Here is a 26,359-nt window from a genome sequence, read left to right as displayed (position 1 = left end):
TGGGGTGAGGGCGAGCGCATCAACGAAGTCAGTCGCTCTGGTATGCAAGGTCCTGCCCTCACCCCCGGCCCCTCTCCCGCACGCGGGAGAGGGGAGCAAGACCGCAGTCCGCAGTCGTTTTGAAAGTGAGTCCAAAGATGTCCCTCCCCCCAGCCACCCTCGTCACCGGCGGCAGTTCCGGCATCGGCCGCGCCATCTGTGAAATGCTGCTGGCCGATGGCGTGACCCAGGTGGTCAATGTCGACTATGCCGAGCCGGCGTGGTCGCATCCCAACATGACCTTCTTCCAGGCCGACCTGACCGACGCCGAGGCCACCCGCGCCGTGGCGGAGCAGGTCACGTCGCGTTTTGCCGTCACGCGCCTGGTGAACAATGCCGGTGCCACGCGCCCCGGCACCGCCACCAGCGCCACCGTCGCCGATTTGGACTACGTGACCGGTCTGCACCTGCAGGCGCCGCTGTTGCTGCTGCAAGCCTGCCTGCCCGCGATGCGCGCCGCAGGCTTCGGCCGCATCGTCAACATGGCCTCGCGCGCGGCGCTGGGCAAGCCCGAGCGCGTGGTGTACTCCGCCACCAAGGCCGGCCTGATCGGCATGACGCGCACGCTGGCGATGGAGCTGGGCGGCGACGGCATCACCGTCAACGCGGTGGCGCCGGGCCCGATCGCCACCGAGCTGTTCCGCAAGAGCAATCCGGAAGGCGCCGAGCAGACCAAGCGCATCCTCGCCAGCATCACCGTCAAGCGCATGGGCACGCCCGAAGACGTCGCGCGCGCTGCGATGTTCTTCCTGTCGCCCGACAACGGCTTCGTCACCGGCCAGGTGCTGTACGTGTGCGGCGGCACCACGCTGGGCGTTGCGCCGGTGTAAAGACCGGCCGGCCTGCGCGACTCAAGCATTCAACAAGAAGAGACGTTAACCAAGCGTCACGCATGGCGGCCCTTAAGCGTTAAGCGCGGGTCGCCCACCGGAAGCGCGCGTGTGCGCGCTCCGTTCGGGAACGGCAATCACGCCATTCAGCACAACCTCCCGCGGTACCCGATCACCGCCGGAACGACATAGCACCGGAGCATTACCGATGAGACAAGATTCCCAAACCTCCACCACGCGCCGCCGCCTGCTTGCCGCCGGCGTGGCGCTGGCCACCACCATCGCCGGCTTTGCCGGCGCGGCCCATGCACAGGGCGGCTATCCGACCAAGCCGATCACGCTGATCGTGCCGTTCTCGGCCGGCGGCACCACCGACATCCTGGCGCGCATCGTCGGCCTGCAGCTGGGCAAGGCGCTCGGCCAGCCGGTGGTGATCGACAACCGTCCGGGCGCGGGCGGCAACATCGGCGCCTCGCTCGCCGCCAAGGCTCCGGGCGACGGCTACACGCTGTTCATGGGCACCATCGGCACGCACGCGATCAACCAGTCGCTGTACTCCAAGCTGCCGTACGACCCGGTCAAGGACTTCGCCCCGATCAGCCGCGTGGCGATGGTGCCGAACCTGGTGGTGGCCAACCCCAAGGTGCCGGTCAACAACATCAAGGAGCTGATCGCCTACGTCAAGGCCAACCCGGACAAGCTGTCGTACGGCTCGTCGGGCAGCGGCTCGTCGATGCACCTGTCGGGTGAGCTGTTCAACTCGATGACCGGCCTGCATATCCAGCACATCCCCTACAAGGGCAGCGCGCCGGCCGTGAACGACCTGCTGGGCAACCAGATCGGCCTGATGTTCGACAACATGCCGTCGTCGTACCCGCACGTGAAGGCGGGCAAGCTGCGCGCGCTGGCCGTGACCTCGGCCAAGCGCTCGCCGGCGCTGCCCAACGTGCCGACCGTGGCCGAATCCGGCGTGCCGGGCTATGAAGCCACCTCGTGGTTCGCGCTGTACGCCACCGGCGGCACGCCGCAGGCCATCGTCGACCGCCTCAACGCCGAGCTGGTGAAGATCCTGGCCATGCCCGACGTGAAGAAGCAGATGGCCGACCAGGGCGCCGAACCCAACCCGGAAAAGCCGGCGCAGCTGGCTGCGTTCATGAAGTCGGAAACGGCCAAGTGGGCGAAGGTGGTGAAGGCGTCGGGGGCGACGGTGGATTGAGTATCCGCCAGGCTCTTGCTGCAGTATCGAACCGGCCCGTTGGGCCGGTTTTTTTTTTTCTTCGCCACGCGCGGCTAAGGATTGGCCAGTTCCTGCCGTAAGACAGGACTGCGATCCGTGTACCCGCCGCGCCAACCCGTTGATCCAGATTGACTGTCCGTCACCGGACACGGTGTAGCATGGCGCGCCGCGGGCCGCCATGGTGCGCCCGGACCATGGCATCCGCTCAATCACAACAGGGAGAAGACCAAGTGAAGACCATGAAATCGTGCTGCCTGCTCGCCGCCGCCGCCGCCGCCGCGCTGCTGCTGGCAGGCTGCGCTACCGAGACCTCGACCGCCTTGCCGGTACAGAAGGTGGAGAGCGCCAGCCGGCCCTACCAGGGCGTGCGCACGCCGATTGCCGTCGGCAAGTTCGACAACCGTTCCAACTACATGCGCGGGGTGTTTTCGGACGGCATCGACCGCCTGAGCGGCCAGGCCAAGACCAGCCTCGTGACCCATCTGCAGCAGACCAACCGCTTCAATGTGCTGGAGCGCGAGAACCTGGCGGAAATCAAGCGCGAGGCGGCGATCAAGAACCAGGCGCAACGCCTCAAGGGCGCCGACTATGTGGTGACCGGCGACATTACCGAGTTCGGCCGCAAGGAAGTCGGCGACGTGCAGTTGTTCGGCATTCTCGGCCGCGGCCGCGAGCAGGTGGCCTATGCCAAGGTCAATCTCAACATCGTCAACATCAACACCTCGGAAGTGGTCTATGCCACGCAAGGCGCGGGCGAATACAAGCTGTCGAACCGCGAGGTGATCGGTTTTGGCGGCACGGCCAGTTATGACTCGACCCTCAACGGCAAGGTCATGGACCTGGCCATGCGCGAGGCCGTGAACAACCTGGTCAGCGCCATCGAGACGGGCGCCTGGAAGCCGGCCCAGCAATAAGCGCCCGGTCACGGCGCTGAGTCCAACGCAACGAGAACAACAATGATGAACACGGTCATGCTGCATCGCGCAGCAATATTGTCGGCCGCCGGCAGCATCCTGCTTGCCGGTTGCGCGGCGCCCAAGCCCATGTACCAGTGGGAGGGGTATCAGACGCAGGTCTACGAGTATTTCAAGGGCGAATCGAAGGAAGCCCAGATCACGGCCCTGGAAAGCGGGCTGCAGAAGATCCAGGCGCAGAGCGGGTCGGTGCCGCCGGGCTATCACGCCCAGCTTGGCTTGCTGTACCTGAACATCGGCAAGGGCGACCAGATGATCAAGGAATTCCAGACCGAAAAGACGCTGTTTCCGGAATCGACGCAATATATGGATTTCCTGCTCCGGAACGTGAAGAGCGACACCCGCACCGAGATCAAGACCGGCGCCGCCGCAAGCAAGGACGCCGGTACCGCCAGCACCGCAGGGAGCCCCCAATGATGCGCCGCCTCCTCACCTATGTCGCAGGCGTGGCCATGGCCATGCTGTTCGCTGGCTGTGCCGTGCCGACCAAGCAGGTCGATTACTCCGCCTTCAAGGCCAGCCGGCCGCGCTCGATCGTGGTATTGCCGCCGCAGAACACCTCGCCGGACATCAAGGCCACCTATGCCATGCTGTCGCAAGCCACCTTCCCGCTGGCGGAATCGGGCTACTACGTGCTGCCCGTGGCCGTGGTCGACGAAACCTTCCGGCAGAACGGCCTGACGGTGCCGGACGAGATCCATGCCCTGCCACTGGCCAAGCTGCACGAGATCTTTGGCGCGGATGCGGCGCTGTATGTCACCGTGACCGAGTATGGCTCCCGCTACCAGATCCTCAGCAGCGTGACGCGGGTGGCGGCAAACGCCAAGCTGGTCGACCTGAAGAAGGGCGATGTCTTGTGGTCCGGCACCGCCGTAGCCGCCACCGACAGCTCGAGCAGCGGCGGCGGGCTGATCGGCATGCTGATAAGTGCGGCCATCACGCAGGCGATGAACCACACCATGGACGCCAGCTACACCGTTGCCGGCAGCACCAGCTACCGGCTGCTGGCAGCGGGCCAGCCCGGCGGCCTGCTGTATGGGCCGCGCTCGCCGAAGTACCAGTCGGACTGAGCAGCAACGACCCGGTGCGCGTCAGCGGACGACGGCGGCGTCGATGTCCCGCCGCAGACGCGCAAACCACCGCCGCAAGCGGCCGTTCGACAGCACCGCCGGCAGCGAACCGGCAAGGATCCGGTAAACCGCGCTGCGCGGCAGCCTGGACGCCTTTGCCGGATCCAGCCAGTCGTCGTTGCGGACCAGGCGCAGCAAGGTCTCCATGCCGATCAGCACCGGCCAAAGGCACGCCAGCCGCAGCCTGACGAAGCGCGTGGGGATGGCCAGCGTGTACGCCAGCGCCTCGTCGAAGTGTTCCAGCGTCTTGCGCACCAGCTCGAACATCAGGGGCCGCGCCAACGCCGAGGCGTCCGGGCCCAGCAGGTCCGCCGCGCGCAAGCCGTGCCGCTCCAGCATCGTCTGAGGCAGGTAGCAGCGGCCGATGCTCAGGTCCTTGCCGCAGTCGCGCAGCACGTTGGTCATTTGCAGGGCCTTGCCGAAGCGAACGCCGCGGCGCAGCATGGCCCCGCTGTCGCCGATCGCAGCCGGCACCCGGGCGCTGGTCATGCGCGTCCAGAATTCGCCCACGCATCCGGCGACCATGTAGGTATAGCGGTCCAGCGCGTCGCAGTCGCTCAGCGCGGCCACGCGGCCGGAACCTTCGTCTGGAAACGTGCGCAGGTCAAATTCCATGCCTTCGGTCAGCGTCGACACGATCTGCCGTACCGCTTGCCGGTCGGCCGCGCCAAGCTGCGTCAGCACCGCCAGCGCAGGCTCCAGCGATGCAAGCAGCAGGCGCTCGTCCGACTGCTCCTGGTGCCCGGCCACTTCCGCCGCGATATCGATGGCAGGGGTCGCGCCTCCGGCGGTGCCGTTGACCTGCTCGCGCAGCGACAGCAGCAACGTCAGCCGCCGCGCCGGCGGGATCAGCGCGGTATCGGCAATCGTATCGGCCGCACGCGCCAGCAGGTAAGCCAGCCCCGCCGGTTCGCGCATGCCGGCGGGCAGCACGCGCAGTGTGAGATAGAACGAACGCGAGACGCCTTTGAGCAGCGGACCGAGAAGGAAAGCACGGCTGGTGTTGCCCATGGCTGGTGTCCTGTTCCTGAAAGCGGTTTGCAGAGTGACGGGTCTGGCTGGCCATGGTGCCAGGCAGGGGCATTGTACCTTCGTCCGGCTTGGCAAAGGCTGGGTCCGCAAGCGGGCTTGCCGTTGAGAGCCCTCTGAATTTCACGGTCTGGATATTGATGGCGCTAAGCCCATACTGAAAATGTCCAGGATCCCTGCTTCCGCTGGTTTCCCGGCGCTTGCCGCATGGCTAACGTATCGCCGTCGAATGCTGATTACCTGTCGTGGTTGGCTGACCTGAAAACAAGAGTCGAGCAAGCGCGCCGACGTGCTGCCCTTTCCGTCAATCGGGAACTGGTCGTCCTCTACTGGCAGATCGGAAGCGATATTCTCGATCGCCAGAAACGCCAGGGCTGGGGTGCAAGGACCATTGACCGCCTTGCGCACGATCTCCGCAAGACGTTTCCAGACATGAAAGGATTTTCGCCACGCAACCTGAAATACATGCGTGCTTTGGCGCAAGCTTGGCCGAGTGGGGAATTTGTGCAGCAGGCTGCTGCACAATTGCCCTGGTTCCATTGGTGCACGCTGCTAGACAAGGTCAAGAAGCGTGAGGCACGCGAGTGGTATGCCATTCAGGCAGCGGAACACGGCTGGTCGCGCAACGTGCTGGTTTTTCAGATCGAGACGCGCTTGCATGACCGGCAAGGTGGCGCAGTCAGCAATTTTGCGGAACGGCTGCCGCCCGCACATTCGGACCTGGCCAGGGACGCGCTAAAGGATCCATACATCTTCGACTTCCTGGGCCTGGCCGCCGACGCGCGCGAACGTGACATTGAGCGCGCGCTCACGCAACACATCACGCGCTTCCTGCTGGAGCTCGGCGCGGGCTTTGCCTTTTTGGGGCAGCAGTACCGACTCGAAGTTGGCGGCGAAGAGTTCTATATTGATTTGCTGTTCTACCATCTGAAGTTACGCTGCTATGTGGCAGTCGAACTGAAGACAACGCCTTTCAGACCAGAGTTCGCCGGCCAGTTGAACTTCTATTTGTCGGCCATCGATAGCCAACTCAAGGCGCCGGATGACCGCCCGTCGATCGGCTTGCTGCTGTGCAAGGAGCGCAATCGATTGGTTGCCGAATATGCGCTGCGAGGCCTCGCCAAGCCAATGGGCGTAGCCGAATATCAGCTCTTACGGGAAATTCCTGATCTGCTGACTTCTGACTTGCCTTCTATCGAGCAGATCGAGTCCGAATTGGAATCGGAAGCCAACGGTGCCCGGCCATCCCGCAAGCCATAGTGGAGTGGTATACGCCCCGTGACCACTTCGCGCAGGTGGGCTTGACCAGCCCGCCCCAAGCGACAAGAATTCGTCATCGCGGCGCCTCTCCCCGCGCCCGAGTCGCTCTCCGTCGCCCCACCCATGATCCCACCCGTCAGCACCCTCCACGGCCGCCTGAAGATGCAGCACCTGCGGCTGCTGCTGGCGGTGGAAGAGCGCGGCTCGCTGCGCCAGGCGGCAGAGGCGCTGACGCTGACGCAGCCCGCGGTCAGCAAGATGCTGCAGGACATGGAAGACCTGCTCGGCGTGCCGTTGTATGAGCGCCATGCGCGCGGCCTGCGGCCGACGCGCTTCGGGCTGGCGGCGACGCGCTACGCGCGGCTGGTGTTTGCGGATATGGGCGGCTTGCGCGACGAGCTGGTGGCGCTGGAATCCGGCAAGATCGGCCGGGTGCGCATCGGCGCGGTGATGGCGCCGACGCCGGGGCTGCTGGCCGATGTGATCCGGCAGCTCAACCGCGATCACCCGCGGCTGGAGGTGGCGGTGCATGTGGAGACCAGCGATGTGCTGATGCCGCAGCTGGAGCGCGACCAGCTCGATATCGTGCTCGGGCGCGTGCCCGATGGCTGGGACAGCAGTGGTCTCGAGTTCGAGCAGCTCGGCGACGAGGGCCTCACCATCGTAGTTGGGCCGCAGCATCCGCTGGCGCGGCGCCGCAAGCTGTCGTTCGCGGAGCTGACCCGCTATCCGTGGATCATGCAGCCGCGCCCCAGCCCGATGCGGGCGCTGATCGACCGCTCGTTCGAGGATGCCGGCGTGCCGGCACCGCCGTCGACCATCGAGACCGCGGCGGTGCTGATGACGACCTCGTTGCTGGCGGACAGCGAGCTGATCGCGGTGTTGCCGGAATCGGTGGCGGCCTACTATGGCCGGCTTGGCGCGCTGGCGGTGCTGCCGTTGCCGCTGCCGCGCAAGCTGGGGCCCTACGGCATCGTCACGCGGCGGGGCCGCCCGCCGACGGCATCGATGAGCCTGCTGATCGATGCCTTGCGGGCATTGTCGCGCTAGGGCTCAGCCGGCGCTGCCAGGCAGCTTGCCGTCGACGCGCCAGGCGTGGCGCTGCGCGCTGTCCGGACGCAGCGATGCGGGCAGCAGCCCGGCCGGCATGTCCTGGTAGCTGACCGGGCGCAGGAAGCGCGCGATGGCCAGGCTGCCGACCGAGGTGCTGCGGCCGTCAGAGGTGGCCGGCCACGGCCCGCCATGCACCATCGCGTGGCCAACCTCGACGCCGGTGCCGAAGCCATTGACCAGGATGCGTCCCGCCAGCCGTTCCAGCGCGGGCAGGAACGGGCGTGCGGCGTCGTGGTCGGCCTCGTCGAGATGCAGCGCGGCAGTCAGCTGGCCTTCCAGCGCATCGATGATGCTTCGCATCTCGGCAAGATCGCGACAGCGCACCACCAGTGCGGCGGCGCCGAAGACTTCGTGGCGCAGCGCCGGTTCGGCGAGGAAGGCCGCGGCGTCGGTGGCAAACAGCGCCGCCTGGCCCTGCGTGGCCGATCCCGACGGGCCGCGCGCGATGGTCTGTACCTGCGCATGACCGGAGAGCGACGCGACGCCGGCGCAATAGGCGCGATGAATGCCGGGCGTCAGCATGGTCGCCGCGGGCAGCGTGGCCAGCCGTGCCGAAGCGACCTGCAGAAAGCGGTCCAGATCGTCCCCTGCCACGGCCAATACCAGGCCGGGATTGGTGCAGAACTGCCCGGCGCCCAGCGTCAGCGAATCGGCGAAAGCGGTGCCAATGGCTTCGGCGCGGCGGGCCAGTGCCTGCGGGAACAGCAGCACCGGGTTGATGCTGCTCATCTCGGCATAGACCGGGATCGGTTCGGCGCGGGCGGCCGCGATCGCCATCAGCGCCATGCCGCCGGCGCGCGAGCCGGTGAAGCCGACCGCCTTGATGCGTGAATCTGCTACTAGGCCCTGGCCGACTTCCAGACCAGCGTCGAACAGCAGCGAGAAAGTGCCCTCGGGCAGATCCAGGTCATCAACGGCCTGGCGGACCGCTCGGCCGACCAGTTCCGATGTGCCGGGATGCGCGGCATGCGCCTTGACGATGACCGGGCAGCCGGCGGCCAGCGCCGATGCGGTATCGCCGCCCGCCACCGAGAATGCCAGCGGGAAATTGCTGGCGCCGAATACCGCCACCGGACCCAGCGGGATATGGCGCAGGCGCAGGTCCGGGCGCGGCAGCGGCTTGCGTTCGGGCTGGGCCGGGTCCACGCGCAGTTCCAGGAAATCGCCTTGTCGCAGCACGTTGGCGAACAGGCGCAACTGGCCCACGGTGCGGCCGCGCTCGCCTTCGATGCGGGCGCGCGGCAGGCCGGACTCGGTGACGCAGCGGTCGACCAGCGCATCGCCCAGCGCCAGGATGTTGGCGGCGATGGCCTCGAGGAAATCGGCGCGGCGCTCGGGCGCGGTTTCGCGGTAGGCATCGAACGCCTGCCAGGCGAGGGCGCAGGCGTGGTCGAGTTGCTGGGGCGTGGCGCCGCCGAAGATGGGTTCCAGCGTGGCGCCGGTGGCGGCGTCGATGGCGTGGAGGCTGCCATGGGTGCCGCGTGGGGTCTGGCGGCCGATCATGAGGTTGCCGGTGAGGGTCATGGGTGGGTTTTTGAAGGGTGGGGATGTTGTTGGCATCTGCGATGGGGGGAGGCATCGTTAGTGGTAGCGCTTCGTGGACGCGCCGGCCCTCACCCCCGCCCCTCTCCCGCGAGCGGGAGAGGGGAGCAAACCGGCGGGCGTTGCCAATGCCTTCTGTGTGCTCCCTCTCCCGCTTGCGGGAGAGGGTTGGGGTGAGGGCCGGCGCCTCTCGATGCGAGGCGCCAGCACATCATTGCCGTGCGCTCACCGCCCCCACCGCAACACCATCGGATCCAGCCGCCGCGCAATCCGCATCAGTCCTTCGCGCGTGGCCGGGTGCATCGGCTGCAGCGGATGCCGCACCGCGTCCGAGGCGATCACGCCGCCTTCCTGCATCAGCACCTTGCTGGTCGCCAGCCAGCCCTGGCGGTTCTCGTAGTTGATCAGCGGCAGCCACTGCTGGTAGCGCTGCGCGGCCAGTTCGGCGTCGCCGGCCTGCCAGGCATCGAGGATCTGGCGGATGCCATCGGGAAAGCCCGCGCCGGTCATGGCGCCGGTGGCGCCCGCTTCCAGGTCGGCCATCAGCGTGATGGCCTCTTCGCCGTCCCACGGGCCGACGATGGCGTCGCCGCCCAGTTCGATCAGCTCGCGCAGCTTGGCCGCGGCCTGCGGCACCTCGATCTTGAAGTACGAGACATTGCCGATCTCGCGCGCCATGCGCGCCAGGAACGGCGCGCTCAGCGTGGTGCCGCTGACCGGCGCGTCCTGGATCATGATGGGGATGTCGATGGCGTCCGAGACCGTGGCGAAGAATTCGTAGATGCTGCGCTCGGGCATGCGGATGGTGGCGCCATGGTAGGGCGGCATCACCATCACCATGGCGGCGCCGGCATCCTGCGCCGCGCGGCTGCGCTCGGCGCACAGGCGCGAGCTGAAATGCGTGGTGGTGACGATCACCGGCACGCGCCCGTCCACATGTTCCAGCACGGTCTTCATCAGCACGTTGCGCTCGTCGTCGCTCAACACGAACTGCTCGGAGAAATTGGCCAGGATGCACAGGCCGTGCGAGCCGGCATCGATCATGAAGTCGATGCAGCGGCGCTGGCCGTCGAGGTCGAGCCCGCCTTGCGCGTCGAAGATGGTGGGCGCCACCGGGAATACGCCGCGGTAGACGGTGGGGGTGGGGCTGCGGGTCATGGTCTCGCTCCGGCTGTCGGTCAATGGGTCGGGCCAATATACGAGCCGTGCGGCGCGCTGTATATTGAAACCTTTCCATCTGGTGATCGCTTTTGCGACTCACCGAGCTGTCATGAAATCCACCCTGGAAACCCTCATGGGCCGCCTGCGCGTGAAGCAGCTGCAGCTGCTGATCGCGCTGGACGAACAGGCCTCGCTGCACCAGGCCGCTGCGGCCATGGCGATGACCCAGTCCGCGGCCAGCAAGTCGCTGCACGAGCTGGAAAGCATGCTCGAGGCCCCGCTGTTCGAGCGCTCCCGGCGCGGCATGCGGCCCAACGCCTTCGGCCACTGCGTGATCCGGCATGCACGGCAACTGGTGGCGGACCTGGGCGCAATGTGCGACGAGGTGGCGGGCATCCGCGCCGGCAGCGGCGGCCGCGTGGCGGTGGGCACGATCATGGGCGCGGTGCCCGACGTGCTGGTGCCGGCGCTGGCGCAGTTGCGGCAGGCGCACCCGGAGCTGGCGCTGGAAGTCATCGAAGACACCAGCCGCCGCCTGCTGGAACTGCTCGATGACGGGCACCTGGACCTGGTGATCGGCCGCTCGCTGGTCAGCGACGAGCCGGCCCGCTACCACTATCACCCGCTGGGCGACGAGCAGGTGGCGGTGGTGGTGGGCCGTTCGCATCCCGCGCCGCGCGCGGCCGCGATGGGGTTTGCCGACCTCGCGGGCTATCGCTGGATCACGTATGCCGGCCATATGCCGATGCATGCGCTGCTGCAGCGTGAACTGGACCTCGCCGGCATCGGCTTTCCGGCCAATGCGGTGTCGACCTCGTCGGCGTTCGTCACGGTGGCGATGCTGCAGGACGACCCCGGCCTGGTGTCGCTGCTGCCGGCGGGCGTGGCCGCCATGTTCGCGCGCCAGAAGATGCTGCGCATCCTGCCGGTGCGGCTGCAGTCGCGCCAGCAGACCTTCGGTATCGTCACGCGCCGCGGCGGTGGCCTGTCGGCCGCGGCGCGGCAGCTGGTCGCTATCCTGAAAGCGGGTCCGCGCCGGCGCGGTGGCGCGCACGCCGAGGTATAACGTCAGGTGATCGCCAGTTCAAAAAACGTCAGTAGTAGCGAATCGCTGATGCTCCTATAGTCTGGCCATCCGCGCCACAGAGCCGGACAGCAAACGACGGAGACAGCAATGAAGACATGGATCGCCGGCGCACTCGCCGGCCTCGCCACGGTGGCCGCGGCGGTCGGGGTAACGACGGGCGTGGCATGGGCCCAGGACACCCGCCCGCTGCGGCTGATGGTCGGTGCCGCGCCGGGCGGCGGCACCGACGTGATGGCGCGCATCGTCTCCGACAAGCTTGCCGCGCAACTGAAGCAGCCGGTGGTGGTCGACAACCGCCCCGGCGCATCCAACACCATTGCCGCGGACCTCACCGTCAAGGCGCCGGCGGACGGCAATACGCTGCTGATGGGCGTGGTCACCTCGCAGGCGATCGCGCCGCACCTGCTCAAGCTGCAGTTCGACCCGCTCAAGGACCTGGTCCCGGTGGCGCTGGTATCGACCGTGCCCAATGTGCTGGTGGTCAACAACCAGGTGCCGGCGCGCGACGTCAAGGCGCTGGTGGCGCAGATCCAGGCCAATCCGGACAAGTTTCGCTACAGCTCGTCGGGGGTCGGCAGCACCCAGCACCTGGCCGGCGCCGCCTTTGCGCGCCAGATCAAGGGCAAGCTGCTGCATGTGCCGTACAAGAGCAGCAGCAGCGCGCTGGTGGACCTGATGGGCGGGCAGGTGGATCTGAGCTTCGAGACCATGCCGTCGGTCATCAGCCATATCAAGGCCGGCAAGCTGCGCGCGCTGGCGGTGACCGCCGACCAGCGCTCGGCGCTGCTGCCCAATGTGCCCACGCTGGCTGAAGCGGGCGTGCCGGGGATCCAGATGAGTGCGTGGTACGGTGTCTATGCACCGGCCGGCACGCCGCCGGCGACGCTGCAGAAGCTGGGCAGCGCGCTCGCCACGGTGATCAAGGATCCCGACACGGTGCGCCGGCTGGCCGACGTCGGTGCCGTGCCCGGCACGCTGACCGCCGCGCAGTTCGATGCGTTCTCGCGCGCCGAATATGCGCGCTACGGCAAGCTGATCGCCGAACTGGGCGTCAAGCTCGACCAATAATCCTTCGGAAGCCTCATGAATTCCCGTCCAAGAATCGCCATGGTGCTGGGCGACCCCGCCGGCATCGGCCCTGAACTGATCGCGCGGCTGCTGGCCGACGCCGGCACGGCCGCGCAGGCAGAGATCCTGCTGATCGCCGACCGTGCCGAATGGCGCCATGGCATGCGCATCGCAGGCGTTGAACTGGCGCTGGCCGAGACCGACGAGCCCGTCTTTGCCACCGACGGCAAGCCTCGTCTGTACCACTGGCAGCTGCCCGAAAGCCCCGCCTATGCGCGTGGCGTGGCCAGCGCCGAAGGCGGGCGCTACAGCCTGGGCACGCTGAAGCTGGCGCTGCAGCTGGCGCAGGGCGGGCAGGCCGATACCATCCTGTTCGGGCCGCTCAACAAGAGCTCGCTGCACGCCGCCGGCATGGCCCACAGCGACGAGCTGCACTGGTTTGCCGAGCAGCTTGGCTACCACGGCAATTTCTGCGAGTTCAACGTGCTGGACGGGCTGTGGACCTCGCGCGTGACCTCGCATGTCGCGCTCAAGGACGTGCCCGCGCTGATCACGCCCGAACGCGTCGGCGGCGCGATCGATTTGATCGACCAGGCGCTGCGCCGCGCCGGCATGGCCAGCCCGCGCATCGCGGTGTGCGGCCTGAACCCGCACAACGGCGACAACGGTGCCTTCGGCCGCGAAGAGATCGACGTGATTGCGCCGGCCGTCGCCGCGGCGCGCGAGCGCGGCGTCAATGCCGACGGCCCGTTCCCGGCCGACACTATCTTCCTGAAGGTGCAGGGCGGGCCAGCGCAGCGCCAGTTCGACGCCATCGTCACCATGTACCACGACCAGGGGCAGATCGGCATCAAGCTGATGGGCTTCTCGCGCGGCGTGACGGTGCAGGGCGGGCTGCCGGTGCCGATCACCACGCCGGCGCACGGCACTGCCTTCGATATCACGCAGCAGGGCCGCGCCGATCCGGGCGCCACGCTGCAGGCGTTCCAGCTTGCCTGCCGCATGGGTGCGCAACGGCGCGCCGCCGCGCAAGCCTAACCAACCCGTCAATCCATACCGCAACACGCAAGACCGCCCCCCGGCGCGGCCGGGGCGCGTTCGCGCCAACGCATTGCCATCATCAGGAGCTGAACATGAAGATCACCAACGTCCGCGCCCGCGTCTTCGAATGGAAGGGCAAGACCGTGCCGCCGCAGGCGCATTTCTGCACCAACGCCACCGATATCCTGTTCGAGCGCGGCGACGCCATGGGCTCGTTCCGTTTCCACGGCTGGATGGTGGTCGAGATCGAGACCGATAGCGGCCTGGTCGGCATCGGCAACTGCGCGCTGGCGCCGCGCGTGGCCAAGCAGATTGTCGACCAGTACCTGGCGCCGGTGGTGCTGGGCCAGGACCCGTTCGACAACGAATACCTGTGGCAGAAGATGTACCGCCGCACCCACGCCTGGGGCCGCAAGGGCATCGGCATGGCGGCGATCTCGGCGGTCGATATCGCGCTGTGGGACCTGATGGGCAAGGCCGTCGGCAAGCCGGTGTTCAAGCTGCTGGGCGGGCGCACCAAGGAAAAGATCTGGTGCTACGCCTCCAAGCTCTACAACAACGACGACCGCGATGCCTTCCTCGCCGAAGCGCAGGGCTACCTCGACCAGGGCTTCACCGCGATGAAGATGCGCTTCGGCTATGGCCCCAAGGATGGCCCCGCCGGCATGCAGAAGAATATCGAGCAGGTACGGCTGCTGCGCGAGCTGGTCGGCGACGGCGTCGACCTCATGCTGGAGTGCTACATGGGCTGGACCCTGGAATACGCGCGTCGCATGCTGCCGCGCCTGGCCGAGTTCAACCCGCGCTGGCTGGAAGAGCCGGTGATCGCCGATGATATCGAGGGCTATGTCGAGTTGAAGAAAGCGAGCCCGTTCCCGATCTCCGGCGGCGAGCACGAGTTCACCTCGTACGGCTTCAAGGACCTGCTGGAGCGCCGCGCGGTCGACGTGATCCAGTACGATACCAACCGTGTCGGCGGCATCACCGCGGCGCAGAAGATCAACGCCATGGCCGAGGCCTGGTCGGTGCCGGTGATCCCGCACGCCGGGCAGATGCACAACTACCACCTGACCATGGCGTCGACCGCGTCGCCGATGGCCGAGTACTTCCCGGTACACGATGTCGAGGTCGGCAACGAGCTGTTCTACTACATCTTCAAGGGCGACCCGGCGCCGGACAATGGCTACCTGCAGCTTGACGACCACCTGCCGGGGCTGGGGCTGGAACTGAACGAAGCGTATTTCGACCAGTTCGACATCCTCGGCTGACGCCGGCAACCCGCAAGCCGGCTTGCGTCGATCGCTTACGCCGGCGCTTGCCCGCCATAAATGGCCTGCGCGGCCTCGCGCAGCGCCTCCGCAACCAGCAGCGCGCCGGGCGACATCAGCCGGTCGGTCGGCGTGATCAGGCCGAAGTCGTCCATATGGCAGGGCATGGCCATCGGCAGAATCTCCACCATGCCGAACGCGGCGTAGTACTGCGCCACGTCGGCGGTCAGCACCGCGATCATGTCTGACTGCGTCACCATGCGCGTCAGGAACAGCAGCGCGGCGGTCTCGACCACATTGACCGGCGGCGCCAGGCTAGCGCGCTGGAACATCAGCTCGAAGCGGTGGCGCAGCACCGTGCCGGCCGGCGGGATCAGCCAGGCGGCATCGGCGGTGTCGGCCAGCGCCAGCGCGGGCGCCGCCAGCATCGGGTGGCCGGGCCGCACTACGGCGCAGACCGGCTCTTGCGCCATCGGCTCGTAGCGCAGCCGGCCCTTGTCGTGCTCGGGAAACAGCCGAGCGACCACCATGTCGAGCTTTTCCTGCCCGAGCCGGTCGAGCAGCACATTGCTGTTATCGATCTCCACCGAGACCCGTAGCCCCGGATAACGCGCCTTCACGCTTGCAATCGCCGGCGGCAGCAGCCGCACGCCGGGCGAGGTGATCGCGCCGATCGCCACATGGCCGAGCCGGCCCGCCTTCAGCGCCAGCACTTCCTCGCGCGCCTGGTTCAGGCTGCCGATCACCGCGCGCGCGTGCCGGATCATGGCGCGGCCATAGTCGGTCGGCGCCATGCCGCGCGGCAGGCGCTCGAACAGCGGTACCGACAGCATCTCTTCCAGCTCGCGCAGCAGCTTGGAAGCGGCCGGCTGCGTCATCGCCAGCCGTTCCGCCGCGCGGTGGATGCTGCCTTCGTCGGCGACGGCCAGCAGTAGCAGCAGCTGGCGCGTCTTGAGGCGGGTGTGGCTGTGCCAGGCGGGCGGCGCGTGGACCGCGCCAGCCGTGTCAGAAAAGATTGGGGCTTCCATAGGGTTAATACCAATGCCGATATCGATATGGCAAATGCCGAACTCTTCATTAGTAGCATATCGGCCGGCTGCATACACTCCGTCCGACCAAACCACAACGACCGGAGACAGCGTGGCGCCCGCCATGACGCCATGTCCGCCAAGCCGCTGGATCCGTCGTCCCTGCCATTCCCGCTGCCTTCGCGGGCAGCCCTCGCATCAGGAACAACATGTCGGATTCCAAGGACAAGCAACGCAAGCCGCTGCGCTCGACGGCGTGGTTCGGCACCGCCGACAAGAACGGCTTCATGTATCGCAGCTGGATGAAGAACCAGGGCATTCCCGACCACGCCTTCGACGGGCGTCCCGTAATCGGCATCTGCAACACGTGGTCGGAACTCACCCCCTGCAACGCGCATTTCCGCAAGCTGGCCGAGCACGTCAAGCGCGGCGTGTATGAAGCCGGCGGCTTCCCGGTCGAATTCCCGGTGTTCTCCAACGGCGAATCCAACCTGCGCCCGACCGCCATGCTGACGCGCAACCTGGCCGCGATGGACGTGGAAGAAGCGATCCGCGGCAACCCGATCGATGCGGTGGTGCTGCTGACCGGCTGCGACAAGACCACGCCGGCGCTGCTGATGGGCGCGGCCAGCTGCGACGTGCCGGCCATCGTCGTCACCGGCGGGCCGATGCTCAACGGCAAGCTCGACGGCAAGGACATCGGCTCGGGCACCGCGGTGTGGCAGCTGCATGAATCGCTGAAGGCGGGCGAGATCAACCTGCACCAGTTCCTGTCGGTCGAAGCCGGCATGTCGCGCTCGGCCGGCACCTGCAACACCATGGGCACGGCGTCGACCATGGCCTGCATGGCCGAAGCGCTGGGCACCTCGCTGCCGCACAACGCGGCGATTCCTGCGGTCGATTCGCGCCGCTATGTGCTGGCACACATGTCCGGCATCCGCATCGTCGAGATGGCACGCGAAGACCTGACACTGTCGAAGATCCTGACCCGCCAGGCGTTCGAGAACGCGATCCGCGTCAACGCGGCGATCGGCGGCTCGACCAACGCCGTGATCCACCTGAAGGCGATCGCCGGGCGCATCGGCGTGCCGCTGGAACTGGAAGACTGGAGCAACGTGGGGCGCGCCACGCCGACCATCGTCGACCTGATGCCGTCGGGCCGCTTCCTGATGGAAGAGTTCTACTACGCCGGCGGCCTGCCCGCGGTGCTGCGCCGGATGGGCGAGGCCGGCCTGCTGCCGCATCCGGGCGCGCTGACCGTCAACGGCAAGGCGATCTGGGACAACGTCAGGGATGCGCCGATCAGCAACGACGAAGTCATCCGCCCGCTGGACCGGCCGCTGATCCGCGACGGCAGCATCCGCATCCTGCGCGGCAACCTGTCGCCGCGCGGCGCCGTGCTCAAGCCGTCGGCGGCGACGCCGAAGCTGCTGCGCCACCGCGGCCGCGCGGTGGTGTTCGAGAACCTGGAGCATTACAAAGAACGCATCGTCGACGAGTCGCTCGACGTCGACGAGAACTCGGTGCTGGTCCTCAAGCGCTGCGGCCCGCGCGGCTATCCCGGCATGGCCGAGGTCGGCAATATGGGCCTGCCGCCCAAGCTGCTGCGCCAGGGCATCAAGGACATGGTGCGCATCTCCGATGCGCGCATGAGCGGCACCGCTTACGGCACCGTGGTGCTGCATGTGGCACCGGAAGCTGCCGCCGGCGGGCCGCTGGCGATCGTGCGCGACGGCGACTGGATCGAGCTCGACTGCGAGGCCGGACGCCTGCATCTCGATATCGACGATGCCGAGTTTGCGCGCCGCATGGCCGACGTGCAGCCGCTGCAGGCCCCCGCCGACGGCGGCTATCGCAAGCTCTACGTCAACCACGTGCTGCAGGCGGACGAGGGCTGCGACCTCGACTTCCTGGTCGGCTGCCGCGGCCGCGAGGTGCCGCGCCACTCGCACTGATCCACCCGGCTGCATTGAACCCGCGCGGCCCCCTCGGCGCGCGCGCGAACCCTTACAAGAACAGAGGAGACTTGCCATGCAAGGCACACAGACCGCGCCGCTGGCGCGCGCCGTCCCAGGACAGGAAACCGGCGCGCAGGCGCAGGAAGAGACCCGCATCATCGGCATGCTGGTGCGCCGGCTGATCCCGTTCCTGGCGCTGATCTACGTGGTGGCGTATATCGACCGCTCGGTGGTCGGCTTCGCCAAGCTGCACATGAACGCGGCGATCGGCATCAGCGATGCGGCGTACGGCCTGGGCGCGGGCCTGTTCTTCGTCGGCTATTTCCTGTGCGAAGTGCCGAGCAACCTGGCGCTGGAACGCTTCGGCGCACGCCGCTGGTTTGCGCGCATCCTGTTCACCTGGGGCGTGATCACCATGGCGATGGCCTTCACGCAGGGCGCGCACAGCTTCTACGTGCTGCGCTTCCTGCTGGGCGCGGCCGAGGCCGGCCTGTATCCGGGCATCCTCTACTTCCTGACCAAGTGGTTCCCGATGCGGCACCGCGCGCGCATCATCGGCCTGCTGGTGCTGGCCCAGCCGATCGCGCTGATCATCACCGGACCGATCGCCGGGCTGGTGCTGTCGACCCACGGCCTGTTCGGCATGAGCAACTGGCAGACGCTGTTCGTGCTCAGCGGCCTGCCCGCGGTGCTGCTGTGCCTGCCGACGCTGAAGCTGCTGCCCGAGTCGCCGGCTAGCGCCGCGTGGCTGGCGCCGGCGGACCGCGCCTGGATCGAGCGCGAACTCGCCGCCGACCAGGCTGCCTATGCGCTGAAAGCGCATGGCAATCCGCTGCGCGCCCTCAAGGACAAGCGCGTGCTGCTGCTGTCGCTGCTGTTCCTGCCGTTCCCGCTGAGCATCTACGGGCTGTCGCTGTGGCTGCCGACCATCATCAAGCAGTTCGGCGTCACCGATGCCATGACCGGCGTGCTGTCGGCGGTGCCCTACCTGTTTGCCGTGGTCGGGCTCTGCGTGGTGCCGCGCCATTCGGACCGCAAGCGCGAGCGTTACGGCCATATCGTGGTGGTGTCAGGCATGGCAGCGATCACCATGGCGCTGAGCGCATGGGTGCAGTCGCCGGTGCTGCAGTTCCTGCTGATCTGCCTGACCGCGTTCTCGATCTATTCGATCCAGGCGGTGGTGTGGGCGCTGCCCGGCGAGTTCCTGACCGGCGCCAGCGCCGCGGTGGGCATTGCCACCATCAATTCGCTGGCCAATCTGGGCGGCTACTTCGGGCCGTATGGCATCGGCGTGATCAAGGACGCCACCGGCAGCCTGGCGGCCGGGCTGTATTTCCTGGCGGCGATGCTGCTGTTTGCGGTGCTGATGGCCTTCGTCGTGCGCGCGGCGCTGCGGCCCGCAGCAGCGCGCGCCTGAGCGCGCCGCAACAAACGGATCAGGGCCGCCGCTTCTTCCACTCGTAGTCGGGCGGCGGATCGGCCGCGCCGGCGCGGCCGACCGAGTCGGGATTCTCCGAGCACAGCGTGACAAAGCTGACCGGCTCGCCCGCATGCTGGCGCTGGCGCAGCGCTTCGGTGAAACGCAGCGCCTCGCGCATCGCTTCGCTGGGGAAAGATTGCGCATGCGGCGTCAGTCCGGTGCCGTGTGCTTCGGACCAGTAGACCATGTACATAAGGCTTCCTTTTGCTTGCGCGGGAGTGTCCGGGTTGCTGCAACCTTCGTTCCCGCTGCCGCGGCTGTGCGCAAGGGAATGCCGGGTGTGCCGGGGCCCCCGATTGCAAACCCTTCCTGCGCCTTTTGCAAGCTTTGGCATGTCGCGGGCACAATGGGCGCTTGCCGCGCGCCACTGGCCTACCATTGCCGGCATGCCAACCGGAGAACACCCGCCATGACGCCATCGATCGCCCGCCCGCAGCCCATCCGTCCGCATCTGGCGCGCGCCCTGGCCGCCGCCCTCGCGGTGCTGGGCGGCTGCGCCGGTACGCCGGCAGCGCCGCCCGTCGCGGGCAAGCCCGCCGCGCCCTCGGCGGCCACGCCGCAGTGGCAGCGCGTGCATCTTGGCGCCGGCTATGACTTCCCCGTCTATGCCAACCACCGGCTCGACGGCGACCTGTCAAGCATCCGCGAAGTCGTGCTGGTCCAGCATGGCTTGCAGCGCAACGGCGATGATTACTATGCCGCCGGCGCGGCACTGCTGAAGGCCAGCGGCCGCAACCCGGACGAGGTGCTGCTGGTTGCGCCGAATTTTCCCGGCACGCCGGACCGGAACAAGGGCTTTGCCGGCATGCCGCACTGGTCGGTGCAGGGCTGGCTCAGCGGCGAGGACGCGGTTGAGGGTCCGGCTCGCGTCAGCTCATTGCAGGTGCTGGACGACCTGCTCGCGGTCTTCACCGACAAGGCGCGGCTGCCCCAGTTGCGCAAGGTGACGGTGGCCGGCCACTCCGGCGGCGCGCAGATCGTGCACCGCTATGCGGTGCTCAACAATGTCGACGAGCGCATCCGCGCCGGCGGCATCGACCTGCGCTATGTCGTGGCCAATCCGTCGTCGTATCTGTATTTCACGCCGGTGCGGCCGGCTGGCGCCGACGGCAAGTCGTTCGCGCCGTATGACCAGGCCCGCTGCCCGGACTACGACAAATACCGCTACGGCATGCAGGACATGGTGCCGTATGCCAAAGGCGCCGACGGCATGGCGCTGTACCGGCGCTATGCCGGGCGCGAGGTGACCTATCTGGCCGGCACCGAAGACAACGATCCCAACCACCGCGTGCTAGACAAATCCTGCGGCGCCGAGGCCGAGGGCCCGACGCGGCTGCAGCGTGCGCGTGGCTATCTGCGCTACGAGCGCTACCTCGCCAGCCCGGGCCTGGTGATCCGCCACCAGGCGTATGAAGTCGTGGGCGTCGGGCACGACCAGGCGCGCATGTTTGGTTCGCAGTGCGGGGCGCTGGCCGTGTTCGGCACGCCTGCGGCGGCTAATGGCGGCGGTGCGGCCTGCCGTGCGCCGCAGCTTTGACGCGGGCGCGACCCAGCCGGAAGGCCAAAGAAAAAAACCCGCGAAGCTCGCGGGTTCAAGTCCCTGCCCGCAGGATCGGGCTCGGAGGAGACAACCACAGGAAAACAGTGGCGTTGCGCAATCAGCGCAGGTTGTATTTGACCACCTGTTCTTCGACGCCGACAAAACGTACCAGCTGGCGCAGGCCGCTGGGATATTCCTTGATATGGTGCCCGTCAGGCGTATCGGGCAGCCGGTAATAAACTGGGGCCTTGTCGTGCACTGGCGCCAGCAGGCCGAGCGGACGCGCGTCGGCTTCCCAGGCCACGTCGCGGTCTTCGGCTAGCAGTATTCTTCCGGTCATGGACACACTCCAAAGTTCTGCATGGTGCGGCCGGGGGCGGATCGTTTTTGCTCGCACAGTTTCAATGTATGGAATGTATGGCATGCAGGCCGGAAATGCCATTCAGCTTTTTTTAATTCTGTCTGGCGAGAAATTTCCTAACTGACAAAATCGACGAATATATCGTTGCCCGTCATATCGCGCGGCGCCTTTCGGGGACTGATCCGGCATTGCGCTACCATAGCGCCAGTTTTTGAAAGTGCGGTGACCGGCGCGCCTGCCGGCACGCTGTGCTGTCTGAATCCACTTCCCATAACGCCCGCGCCCAGCAGACGCATGTCGACCCAGCACGCCTTGTTGATCTCCCTGATCGAAAAGCCCTCGTCCGGCTACGACCTGGCGCGGCGCTTTGACCGCTCCATCGGTTATTTCTGGCATGCCACGCACCAGCAGATCTACCGCGAACTGGGCCGCATGGCGGACAACGGCTGGATTGCCGCCGACGAAAGCGACGCGGCCGAAGGCGAGGGCGGCGCCGACCGGCGCAACCGCAAGAAGGTCTATCGGGTGCTGCCGGCCGGCCGTGACGAACTGGCGCGCTGGGTGCTGGCGCCGGGCGCGGGCCTGGACCAGCGCGAGGAGATCCTGGTCAAGCTGCGCGCCGATGCGGTGATCGGCCCGCTCGGCCTGGGCGACGAGATGCGGCGGCTGATCGCGCTGCACCGCGCCCGCCTCGAGACCTACCTGGCCATCGAGCGGCGCGATTTCTCGGCGCCGGACATGGACCGCGCGCAGCGGTTGCGCTATGCGCTGCTGCAGCGCGGCATCCGCTTCGAAAACGACTGGGTCGCCTGGGGCGAAGCCCTGCTGCCGCTGCTGTAGCGGCAGCAGGCTTCGCGGTCAGGCCAGGTCGACGGCCCGCGTGGCGGCCGGGCTGGCTTCGCCCAGTCCCAGGCGGCGGCGCGCCAGCGCATACTCTTCGGCAAAACGGCGCACCAGTTCGGCGGCCGGCACCACGCGCTTGATCGCGCCGACGCCCTGGCCGGCGCCCCAGATATCCTTCCACGCCTTCACGCTGGTCGAGCCGAAATTCATCTTCGACGGGTCCGATTCCGGCAGCGCGTTCGGGTCCAGGCCGGCGCGCTCGATGCTGCCGCGCAGGTAGTTGCCGTGCACGCCGGTGAACAGGTTGGAATACACGATGTCGTTGGCGTTGCTGTCGACGATCATCTGCTTGTAGCCGTCCTGCGCGTTGGCTTCCTGCGTGGCGATGAAGGCCGAGCCGATATAGGCCAGGTCGGCGCCGGCAGCCTGCGCGGCCAGGATGGCGTCGCCGCTGGAGATCGCGCCCGACAGCAGCAGCGGGCCATCGAACCATTCGCGAATCTCGTGCAGCAGCGCGAACGGCGACAGCGTGCCGGCATGGCCGCCCGCGCCGGCGGCCACCGCCACCAGGCCGTCCGCGCCTTTTTCGATGGCCTTGCGCGCGAAGGTATTGTTGATGACGTCATGCAGCACGATGCCGCCGTACGAGTGGACCGCGTCGTTGACTTCCTTGCGCGCGCCCAGCGACGTGATCACGATCGGCACCTTGTAGCGCACGCACAGTTCCAGGTCATGCTCGAGCCGGTCGTTGGACTTGTGCACGATCTGGTTGACCGCGAACGGCGCCGACGGGCGCTCCGGATGCTTCGCGTCGTGTTCCGCCAGCTCGGTGGTGATGCGGTCGAGCCATTCTTCCAGCTTGGGCGCGGGGCGCGCGTTCAGCGCGGGGAACGAGCCGACCACGCCGGCCTTGCACTGGGCGATGACCAGGTCGGGGTTGGAAATGATGAACAGCGGCGAGCACACCACCGGCAGCGAAAGCCGGTTCTGGAGCTGGACGGGAAGGGCCATGGGGAAGTCTCCTGGGTAATTCCGGATAATTCGGGGAAGCGAAACGGTAAAGGGCGAAGCGCTGCCGGCGGGCGCGCGTCAGGCGGCGCTGGTCAGCACGTGCTTCTGGCTGGCCAGGCGCGCGGCCATGGCGGCGGCCAGCGCCTCCAGGCCGGAGCGCGGGCGCACCATGACCTCGAACTCGGCAATGCGGCCGGCGTCGTCGAAACGGATCATGTCGATGCCCTTGAGCGCCTTGCCGTCCACGGCGGCGCTGAACTCCAGCACGACACTGTGGCCGTCGTCGCTGACAAAGCTGCGGTGATAGCGGAAGTCCTGGAACACCTGGTTGACCGTGGTCAGCACCAGCGCGATGGCGGCGCGGCCGGGATACGGCGTGTGCGCGACGGGGGAGCGGAACACCACGTCATCGGCAACGATGGCATCGAGCCCGGCCATGGACTGGGTGGCGATCATCTGGTGCCAGGCGTCGAGCGAGGCCTGGGCGGCGGGGAGCAGGGCAGTGGTCAAGGGGGTCTCCTGGCGGGGCACGGTACGTTGCTGCGATCTCGTCCTGGTTCTATGCAACCAGTTGCATAGTGGATCGAAAGGTAGCACGCGGCGTGGTCCGCTGCAAGTTCGGCACGCCGTCTGGCGGCGCGCAGTGACGCGTTGTCTACAATAGTCGGGATCGTCCGCCGGCCGCCGGCCTGATGCGGGAGAGCAGGAGAGTCCGTGACCACCAAGCCCAGCGCCACCCAACTCGAGCAGGCGGCCTTGTTCGATGCCGACCTGGCCGCCTGGCGCGACCATCCCGAGCGCGCGTTCGACGGCTGGCTGGCGCAGCACGGTTTTCGCCATGGCACCAGCGTGGTGTACCGCGCGATGTGGGGCAAGCTGCTGCGCTGGTCGGCCGAACGCGGCCTGCCGCCGCTGAGCTGGTCCGCCGAGCAGATCGGCGAATTCCTGGACGCCCAGCAGCTGCACAAATCACACCGCTACCGCTATGCGCGGCTGATCGAACGGGTGTTCCACCACCTGTCCCGCTTGCGCGAGGGCCTGCACAATCCGGGCAGCCAGGCGGTGCGCGCGCACCTGGCCGAGGGCGAAAACGACCCCACGGCCTTCCTGCTGCCCGGCGAGCGCGACTTGCTGGTGGCGCGCATCCTTGGCCCGGCCGGCGTGCCGGCCGGCGATTCCGGCGCCGAGGCGTCGCCGACGCAATGGAAGCGCGCCCGCGACGCGGCGCTGCTGGCGGCGCTCCTCGGCGGCGGCCTGAAGGTGGCCGAGGCGCGCGCGCTGCGCACCGACGTGATCGCCGACGGCGCCGCCGGGCGGATGGCGCTGCGCATGGTGCGCGCCGACAACGGCCGGGCCTATACGGTGCCCCTGTTCCCGTTGGCGCATGCGCCGCTGCGTGCCTGGCTGGCACTGCGCGAGGCCTCCGGCACGCTCGGCAGCCTGGTGTTCCCGGCCATGCCGACGGGGCGGCCGATGCATGCGGCATCCATCTACCGGCGCGTGGAAATCCTGCTCGATGAAGCCGGCGTGCTCGCCGGGCGCAGCGAACGCGCATCGCCGCAGACCCTGCGCAATACCTGCGCGGCCATGCATTTCGAGGCTGGCACGGCGCCGGCCGAGGTGGCACAGTGCCTGGGCATGCGCGACCTGGAATCGGGCTGGCGGCTGCGCGCGGCGTACGAGGCCTGGCAGGCGCGGGCCGGGCTGGCGGCGCCAGCATCGGCGGCCTCTGGCTGAAGCCGTGACCGGGCGGCTGGCAGGGCGCCATGGCGCATCGTGGATAATAGGTACCTTCCCAAGCCGGTCGCGGCAGCCAAGTTATTTATCGCGCACACAACGAACCGGCTGCCATCCGCAATATCGCTGAACCGAATCGTCGACGCCAATACCCATGCCTGAAACCCTGCTGCTGACCGGTGCCACCGGCTATATCGCCTCGCATACCTGGGTCGCGCTGCTCAATGCCGGCTACCACGTGATCGGCCTGGATAATCTGTGCAACAGCAGCCCGGCCGTGATCGACAGGCTTGCCACCATTACCGGCCAGGCCCCGCATTTTGTGCAGGGCGACGTGCGCGACCGCGCGCTGCTGGACCGGCTCTTTGCCGAACACCGCATCAGCGCGGTGATCCATTTTGCCGCGCTCAAGGCGGTGGGCGAATCGGTCAGCCAGCCGCTGGCCTATTACAGCAACAACCTCGATGGCTTGCTGACGGTCTGTGCCGCCATGGGCGCGGCCGGGGTGAAACAACTGGTGTTCAGTTCCTCGGCCACGGTTTATGGCAATCCGCACACCGTGCCGATCCTGGAGGATTTCCCGCTGTCGGCGACCAACCCCTATGGCCAGACCAAGCTGATGGGCGAGCAAATCCTGCGCGACCTGGAAAAATCGGATCCGGCATGGCGCATTGCCTACCTGCGTTATTTCAATCCGGTCGGCGCGCATGAAAGCGGCCTGATCGGCGAAGATCCGCGCGGCATTCCCAACAACCTGATGCCTTATGTGGCGCAGGTGGCGGGCGGCCGCCGCGAGCAACTGATGGTATTCGGCGGTGATTACCCCACCGTGGACGGCACCGGCGTGCGCGACTATATCCACGTCTGCGACCTGGCCGACGGCCACCTGGCGGCGCTCAATTATCTAAGCCGGCAGGGCCGCGGCATGACCGTGAACCTGGGCACCGGGCGCGGCTACAGCGTGCTGGAGGTGGTGCAGGCCTACCAGCGCGCCAGCGGCAGGCCGGTGCCGTACCAGATCGTGGAGCGACGCCCCGGCGATATCGCCGCCTGCTATGCCGACCCGGCGCTGGCCAACGAACTGCTTGGCTGGCGCGCGCAGCATGACCTCGACCGCATGTGCCAGGACTCATGGCGCTGGCAGTCGATGAACCCGCACGGCTTCGACGCCTGACCCCGGCCGGGTTTCCGCCACCCCAAACAAAAACGCCACGGATGTCTCCGTGGCGTTTTGCCGTCTGCCGGACCGCGCGTTTCAGCGGATCAGGAAGTCCTCGACCGATTTGCCCTGGGCCAGGGCCTGGGTCAGCCAGCCCGGACGCTTGCCGCGGCCGGTCCAGGTATTGCCGGCGCTGTCGCGATAACGCACCGGCACCTTGCGGTTGGCCGCCTTCTTGCCGGCCGGGGCCTTCGCGCCAAAACCGAGGTCTTCCGCGGTCAGGCCATATTGCTCGATTTTCTCGCGAATATCCGCGATCACCGCGGATTGTTCGCGCGCCTTGATTTCCTCGGCTTGCTTCTGCAGTTCGCTGATTTTCTGAACGATTTCCTGATACGTCGCCATTGCGTCCTCGGTTTCCGGTGATTGAATTGCGCTGGGTGCGCTGGTGGGCGGGGAAAAT

26 protein-coding genes are annotated in these 26,359 nt (G+C 67.3%); 17 read left to right on the top strand and 9 right to left on the bottom strand.

The genetic code is table 11. The annotated features are described in order from the left end of the window. Nucleotides 1-137 precede the first annotated feature (137 nt). The 5 genes from LIN44_RS22905 to LIN44_RS22885 all read left to right on the top strand — a co-directional run bounded on the left by LIN44_RS22905 (nt 138) and on the right by LIN44_RS22885 (nt 4,150). Nucleotides 138-869, top strand: a complete 732-nt coding sequence (locus tag LIN44_RS22905; RefSeq protein WP_227314567.1) for an SDR family NAD(P)-dependent oxidoreductase — start codon at nt 138-140, stop codon at nt 867-869. Between the two features lie 208 nt (nt 870-1,077). After that, the gene (locus LIN44_RS22900; RefSeq protein WP_227314566.1) at nt 1,078-2,085 is read left to right on the top strand and encodes a tripartite tricarboxylate transporter substrate binding protein; all 1,008 of its coding nucleotides are present in this window, start codon (nt 1,078-1,080) and stop codon (nt 2,083-2,085) included. A 260-nt stretch (nt 2,086-2,345) separates the two neighbouring features. Beyond that, nucleotides 2,346-3,020, top strand: a complete 675-nt coding sequence (locus LIN44_RS22895) for a CsgG/HfaB family protein (RefSeq protein WP_227316406.1) — start codon at nt 2,346-2,348, stop codon at nt 3,018-3,020. Between the two features lie 42 nt (nt 3,021-3,062). After that, a complete protein-coding gene (locus LIN44_RS22890; RefSeq protein WP_227314565.1) occupies nt 3,063-3,497 on the top strand; it encodes a DUF4810 domain-containing protein in 435 nt (144 codons plus the stop codon). Next, entirely contained in the window at nt 3,494-4,150 is a 657-nt protein-coding gene (locus LIN44_RS22885; protein WP_227314564.1) for a DUF799 domain-containing protein, read from the top strand. Before LIN44_RS22890 ends, LIN44_RS22885 begins: the two co-directional genes overlap by 4 nt. Before the next feature lie 21 nt (nt 4,151-4,171). Here the strand turns inward: LIN44_RS22885 and LIN44_RS22880 are convergent, their stop codons facing one another. Continuing rightward, on the bottom strand, nt 4,172-5,221 hold the full coding sequence (locus LIN44_RS22880; RefSeq protein WP_227314563.1) for a phytoene/squalene synthase family protein: 1,050 nt from the start codon (nt 5,219-5,221) through the stop codon (nt 4,172-4,174). Between the two features lie 225 nt (nt 5,222-5,446). Here LIN44_RS22880 and LIN44_RS22875 point away from each other — a divergent pair, with 225 nt between their 5' ends. Further along, entirely contained in the window at nt 5,447-6,499 is a 1,053-nt protein-coding gene (locus LIN44_RS22875; RefSeq protein WP_227314562.1) for a YhcG family protein, read from the top strand. A 123-nt stretch (nt 6,500-6,622) separates the two neighbouring features. Continuing rightward, nucleotides 6,623-7,549, top strand: coding sequence for a LysR family transcriptional regulator (locus LIN44_RS22870; RefSeq protein ID WP_227314561.1), 927 nt, complete (start codon nt 6,623-6,625; stop codon nt 7,547-7,549). 3 nt (nt 7,550-7,552) lie between these two features. Here LIN44_RS22870 and LIN44_RS22865 read toward each other — a convergent pair whose 3' ends face one another. Continuing rightward, nucleotides 7,553-9,136 carry an aldehyde dehydrogenase (NADP(+)) gene (locus LIN44_RS22865; protein WP_227314560.1) on the bottom strand — a complete coding sequence of 528 codons (1,584 nt, stop codon included), beginning with the start codon at nt 9,134-9,136 and terminating at the stop codon, nt 7,553-7,555. A 243-nt stretch (nt 9,137-9,379) separates the two neighbouring features. Further along, entirely contained in the window at nt 9,380-10,312 is a 933-nt protein-coding gene (locus LIN44_RS22860) for a dihydrodipicolinate synthase family protein (protein WP_092316161.1), read from the bottom strand. Between the two features lie 112 nt (nt 10,313-10,424). Between LIN44_RS22860 and LIN44_RS22855 the strand changes: the two genes are divergently transcribed. The 4 genes from LIN44_RS22855 to LIN44_RS22840 all read left to right on the top strand — a co-directional run bounded on the left by LIN44_RS22855 (nt 10,425) and on the right by LIN44_RS22840 (nt 14,779). After that, nucleotides 10,425-11,381, top strand: a complete 957-nt coding sequence (locus LIN44_RS22855) for a LysR substrate-binding domain-containing protein (protein WP_227314559.1) — start codon at nt 10,425-10,427, stop codon at nt 11,379-11,381. Nucleotides 11,382-11,489: 108 nt separating this feature from the next. Beyond that, nucleotides 11,490-12,470, top strand: coding sequence for a tripartite tricarboxylate transporter substrate binding protein (locus tag LIN44_RS22850; protein WP_227314558.1), 981 nt, complete (start codon nt 11,490-11,492; stop codon nt 12,468-12,470). A gap of 15 nt (nt 12,471-12,485) precedes the next feature. Beyond that, complete coding sequence (locus LIN44_RS22845) at nt 12,486-13,508, top strand: 4-hydroxythreonine-4-phosphate dehydrogenase PdxA (protein WP_227314557.1); 1,023 nt, start codon at nt 12,486-12,488, stop codon at nt 13,506-13,508. Nucleotides 13,509-13,603: 95 nt separating this feature from the next. Further along, entirely contained in the window at nt 13,604-14,779 is a 1,176-nt protein-coding gene (locus LIN44_RS22840) for an L-rhamnonate dehydratase (RefSeq protein ID WP_227314556.1), read from the top strand. A 35-nt stretch (nt 14,780-14,814) separates the two neighbouring features. Here LIN44_RS22840 and LIN44_RS22835 read toward each other — a convergent pair whose 3' ends face one another. Continuing rightward, the gene (locus tag LIN44_RS22835; protein WP_227314555.1) at nt 14,815-15,807 is read right to left on the bottom strand and encodes a LysR family transcriptional regulator; all 993 of its coding nucleotides are present in this window, start codon (nt 15,805-15,807) and stop codon (nt 14,815-14,817) included. 209 nt (nt 15,808-16,016) lie between these two features. Between LIN44_RS22835 and LIN44_RS22830 the strand changes: the two genes are divergently transcribed. Next, on the top strand, nt 16,017-17,762 hold the full coding sequence (locus LIN44_RS22830; protein WP_227314554.1) for an IlvD/Edd family dehydratase: 1,746 nt from the start codon (nt 16,017-16,019) through the stop codon (nt 17,760-17,762). Nucleotides 17,763-17,838: 76 nt separating this feature from the next. Further along, nucleotides 17,839-19,182, top strand: a complete 1,344-nt coding sequence (locus LIN44_RS22825) for an MFS transporter (RefSeq protein WP_304524188.1) — start codon at nt 17,839-17,841, stop codon at nt 19,180-19,182. A gap of 19 nt (nt 19,183-19,201) precedes the next feature. Here the strand turns inward: LIN44_RS22825 and LIN44_RS22820 are convergent, their stop codons facing one another. Next, complete coding sequence (locus LIN44_RS22820) at nt 19,202-19,438, bottom strand: hypothetical protein (RefSeq protein WP_227314553.1); 237 nt, start codon at nt 19,436-19,438, stop codon at nt 19,202-19,204. Between the two features lie 216 nt (nt 19,439-19,654). Here LIN44_RS22820 and LIN44_RS22815 point away from each other — a divergent pair, with 216 nt between their 5' ends. Then, on the top strand, nt 19,655-20,782 hold the full coding sequence (locus LIN44_RS22815) for a hypothetical protein (RefSeq protein ID WP_227314552.1): 1,128 nt from the start codon (nt 19,655-19,657) through the stop codon (nt 20,780-20,782). 121 nt (nt 20,783-20,903) lie between these two features. Here LIN44_RS22815 and LIN44_RS22810 read toward each other — a convergent pair whose 3' ends face one another. Beyond that, complete coding sequence (locus tag LIN44_RS22810) at nt 20,904-21,125, bottom strand: hypothetical protein (RefSeq protein ID WP_227314551.1); 222 nt, start codon at nt 21,123-21,125, stop codon at nt 20,904-20,906. Between the two features lie 315 nt (nt 21,126-21,440). Here LIN44_RS22810 and LIN44_RS22805 point away from each other — a divergent pair, with 315 nt between their 5' ends. Beyond that, entirely contained in the window at nt 21,441-21,986 is a 546-nt protein-coding gene (locus LIN44_RS22805; RefSeq protein ID WP_227314550.1) for a PadR family transcriptional regulator, read from the top strand. An 18-nt stretch (nt 21,987-22,004) separates the two neighbouring features. Here the strand turns inward: LIN44_RS22805 and LIN44_RS22800 are convergent, their stop codons facing one another. Both LIN44_RS22800 and LIN44_RS22795 read right to left on the bottom strand, forming a co-directional pair. Beyond that, nucleotides 22,005-23,000, bottom strand: coding sequence for a nitronate monooxygenase family protein (locus LIN44_RS22800; RefSeq protein WP_227314549.1), 996 nt, complete (start codon nt 22,998-23,000; stop codon nt 22,005-22,007). A gap of 78 nt (nt 23,001-23,078) precedes the next feature. Next, nucleotides 23,079-23,510 carry a nuclear transport factor 2 family protein gene (locus tag LIN44_RS22795; protein WP_227314548.1) on the bottom strand — a complete coding sequence of 144 codons (432 nt, stop codon included), beginning with the start codon at nt 23,508-23,510 and terminating at the stop codon, nt 23,079-23,081. Nucleotides 23,511-23,714: 204 nt separating this feature from the next. Here LIN44_RS22795 and LIN44_RS22790 point away from each other — a divergent pair, with 204 nt between their 5' ends. Both LIN44_RS22790 and galE read left to right on the top strand, forming a co-directional pair. Continuing rightward, on the top strand, nt 23,715-24,737 hold the full coding sequence (locus LIN44_RS22790) for a tyrosine-type recombinase/integrase (RefSeq protein WP_227314547.1): 1,023 nt from the start codon (nt 23,715-23,717) through the stop codon (nt 24,735-24,737). Between the two features lie 154 nt (nt 24,738-24,891). Continuing rightward, nucleotides 24,892-25,911: a UDP-glucose 4-epimerase GalE gene (gene galE / locus LIN44_RS22785; RefSeq protein ID WP_227314546.1), complete on the top strand. Its 1,020-nt coding sequence runs from the start codon at nt 24,892-24,894 to the stop codon at nt 25,909-25,911. A gap of 81 nt (nt 25,912-25,992) precedes the next feature. Here galE and LIN44_RS22780 read toward each other — a convergent pair whose 3' ends face one another. Further along, a complete protein-coding gene (locus LIN44_RS22780; RefSeq protein ID WP_012355092.1) occupies nt 25,993-26,301 on the bottom strand; it encodes an H-NS family nucleoid-associated regulatory protein in 309 nt (102 codons plus the stop codon). Nucleotides 26,302-26,359 lie beyond the last annotated feature (58 nt).

The sequence above is a fragment of the Cupriavidus sp. MP-37 genome, from assembly GCF_020618415.1.
GTDB lineage: Bacteria > Pseudomonadota > Gammaproteobacteria > Burkholderiales > Burkholderiaceae > Cupriavidus.
Note: the sequence above shows the minus strand (reverse complement) of the source record. Positions and strands in the feature narration are given on the sequence as shown.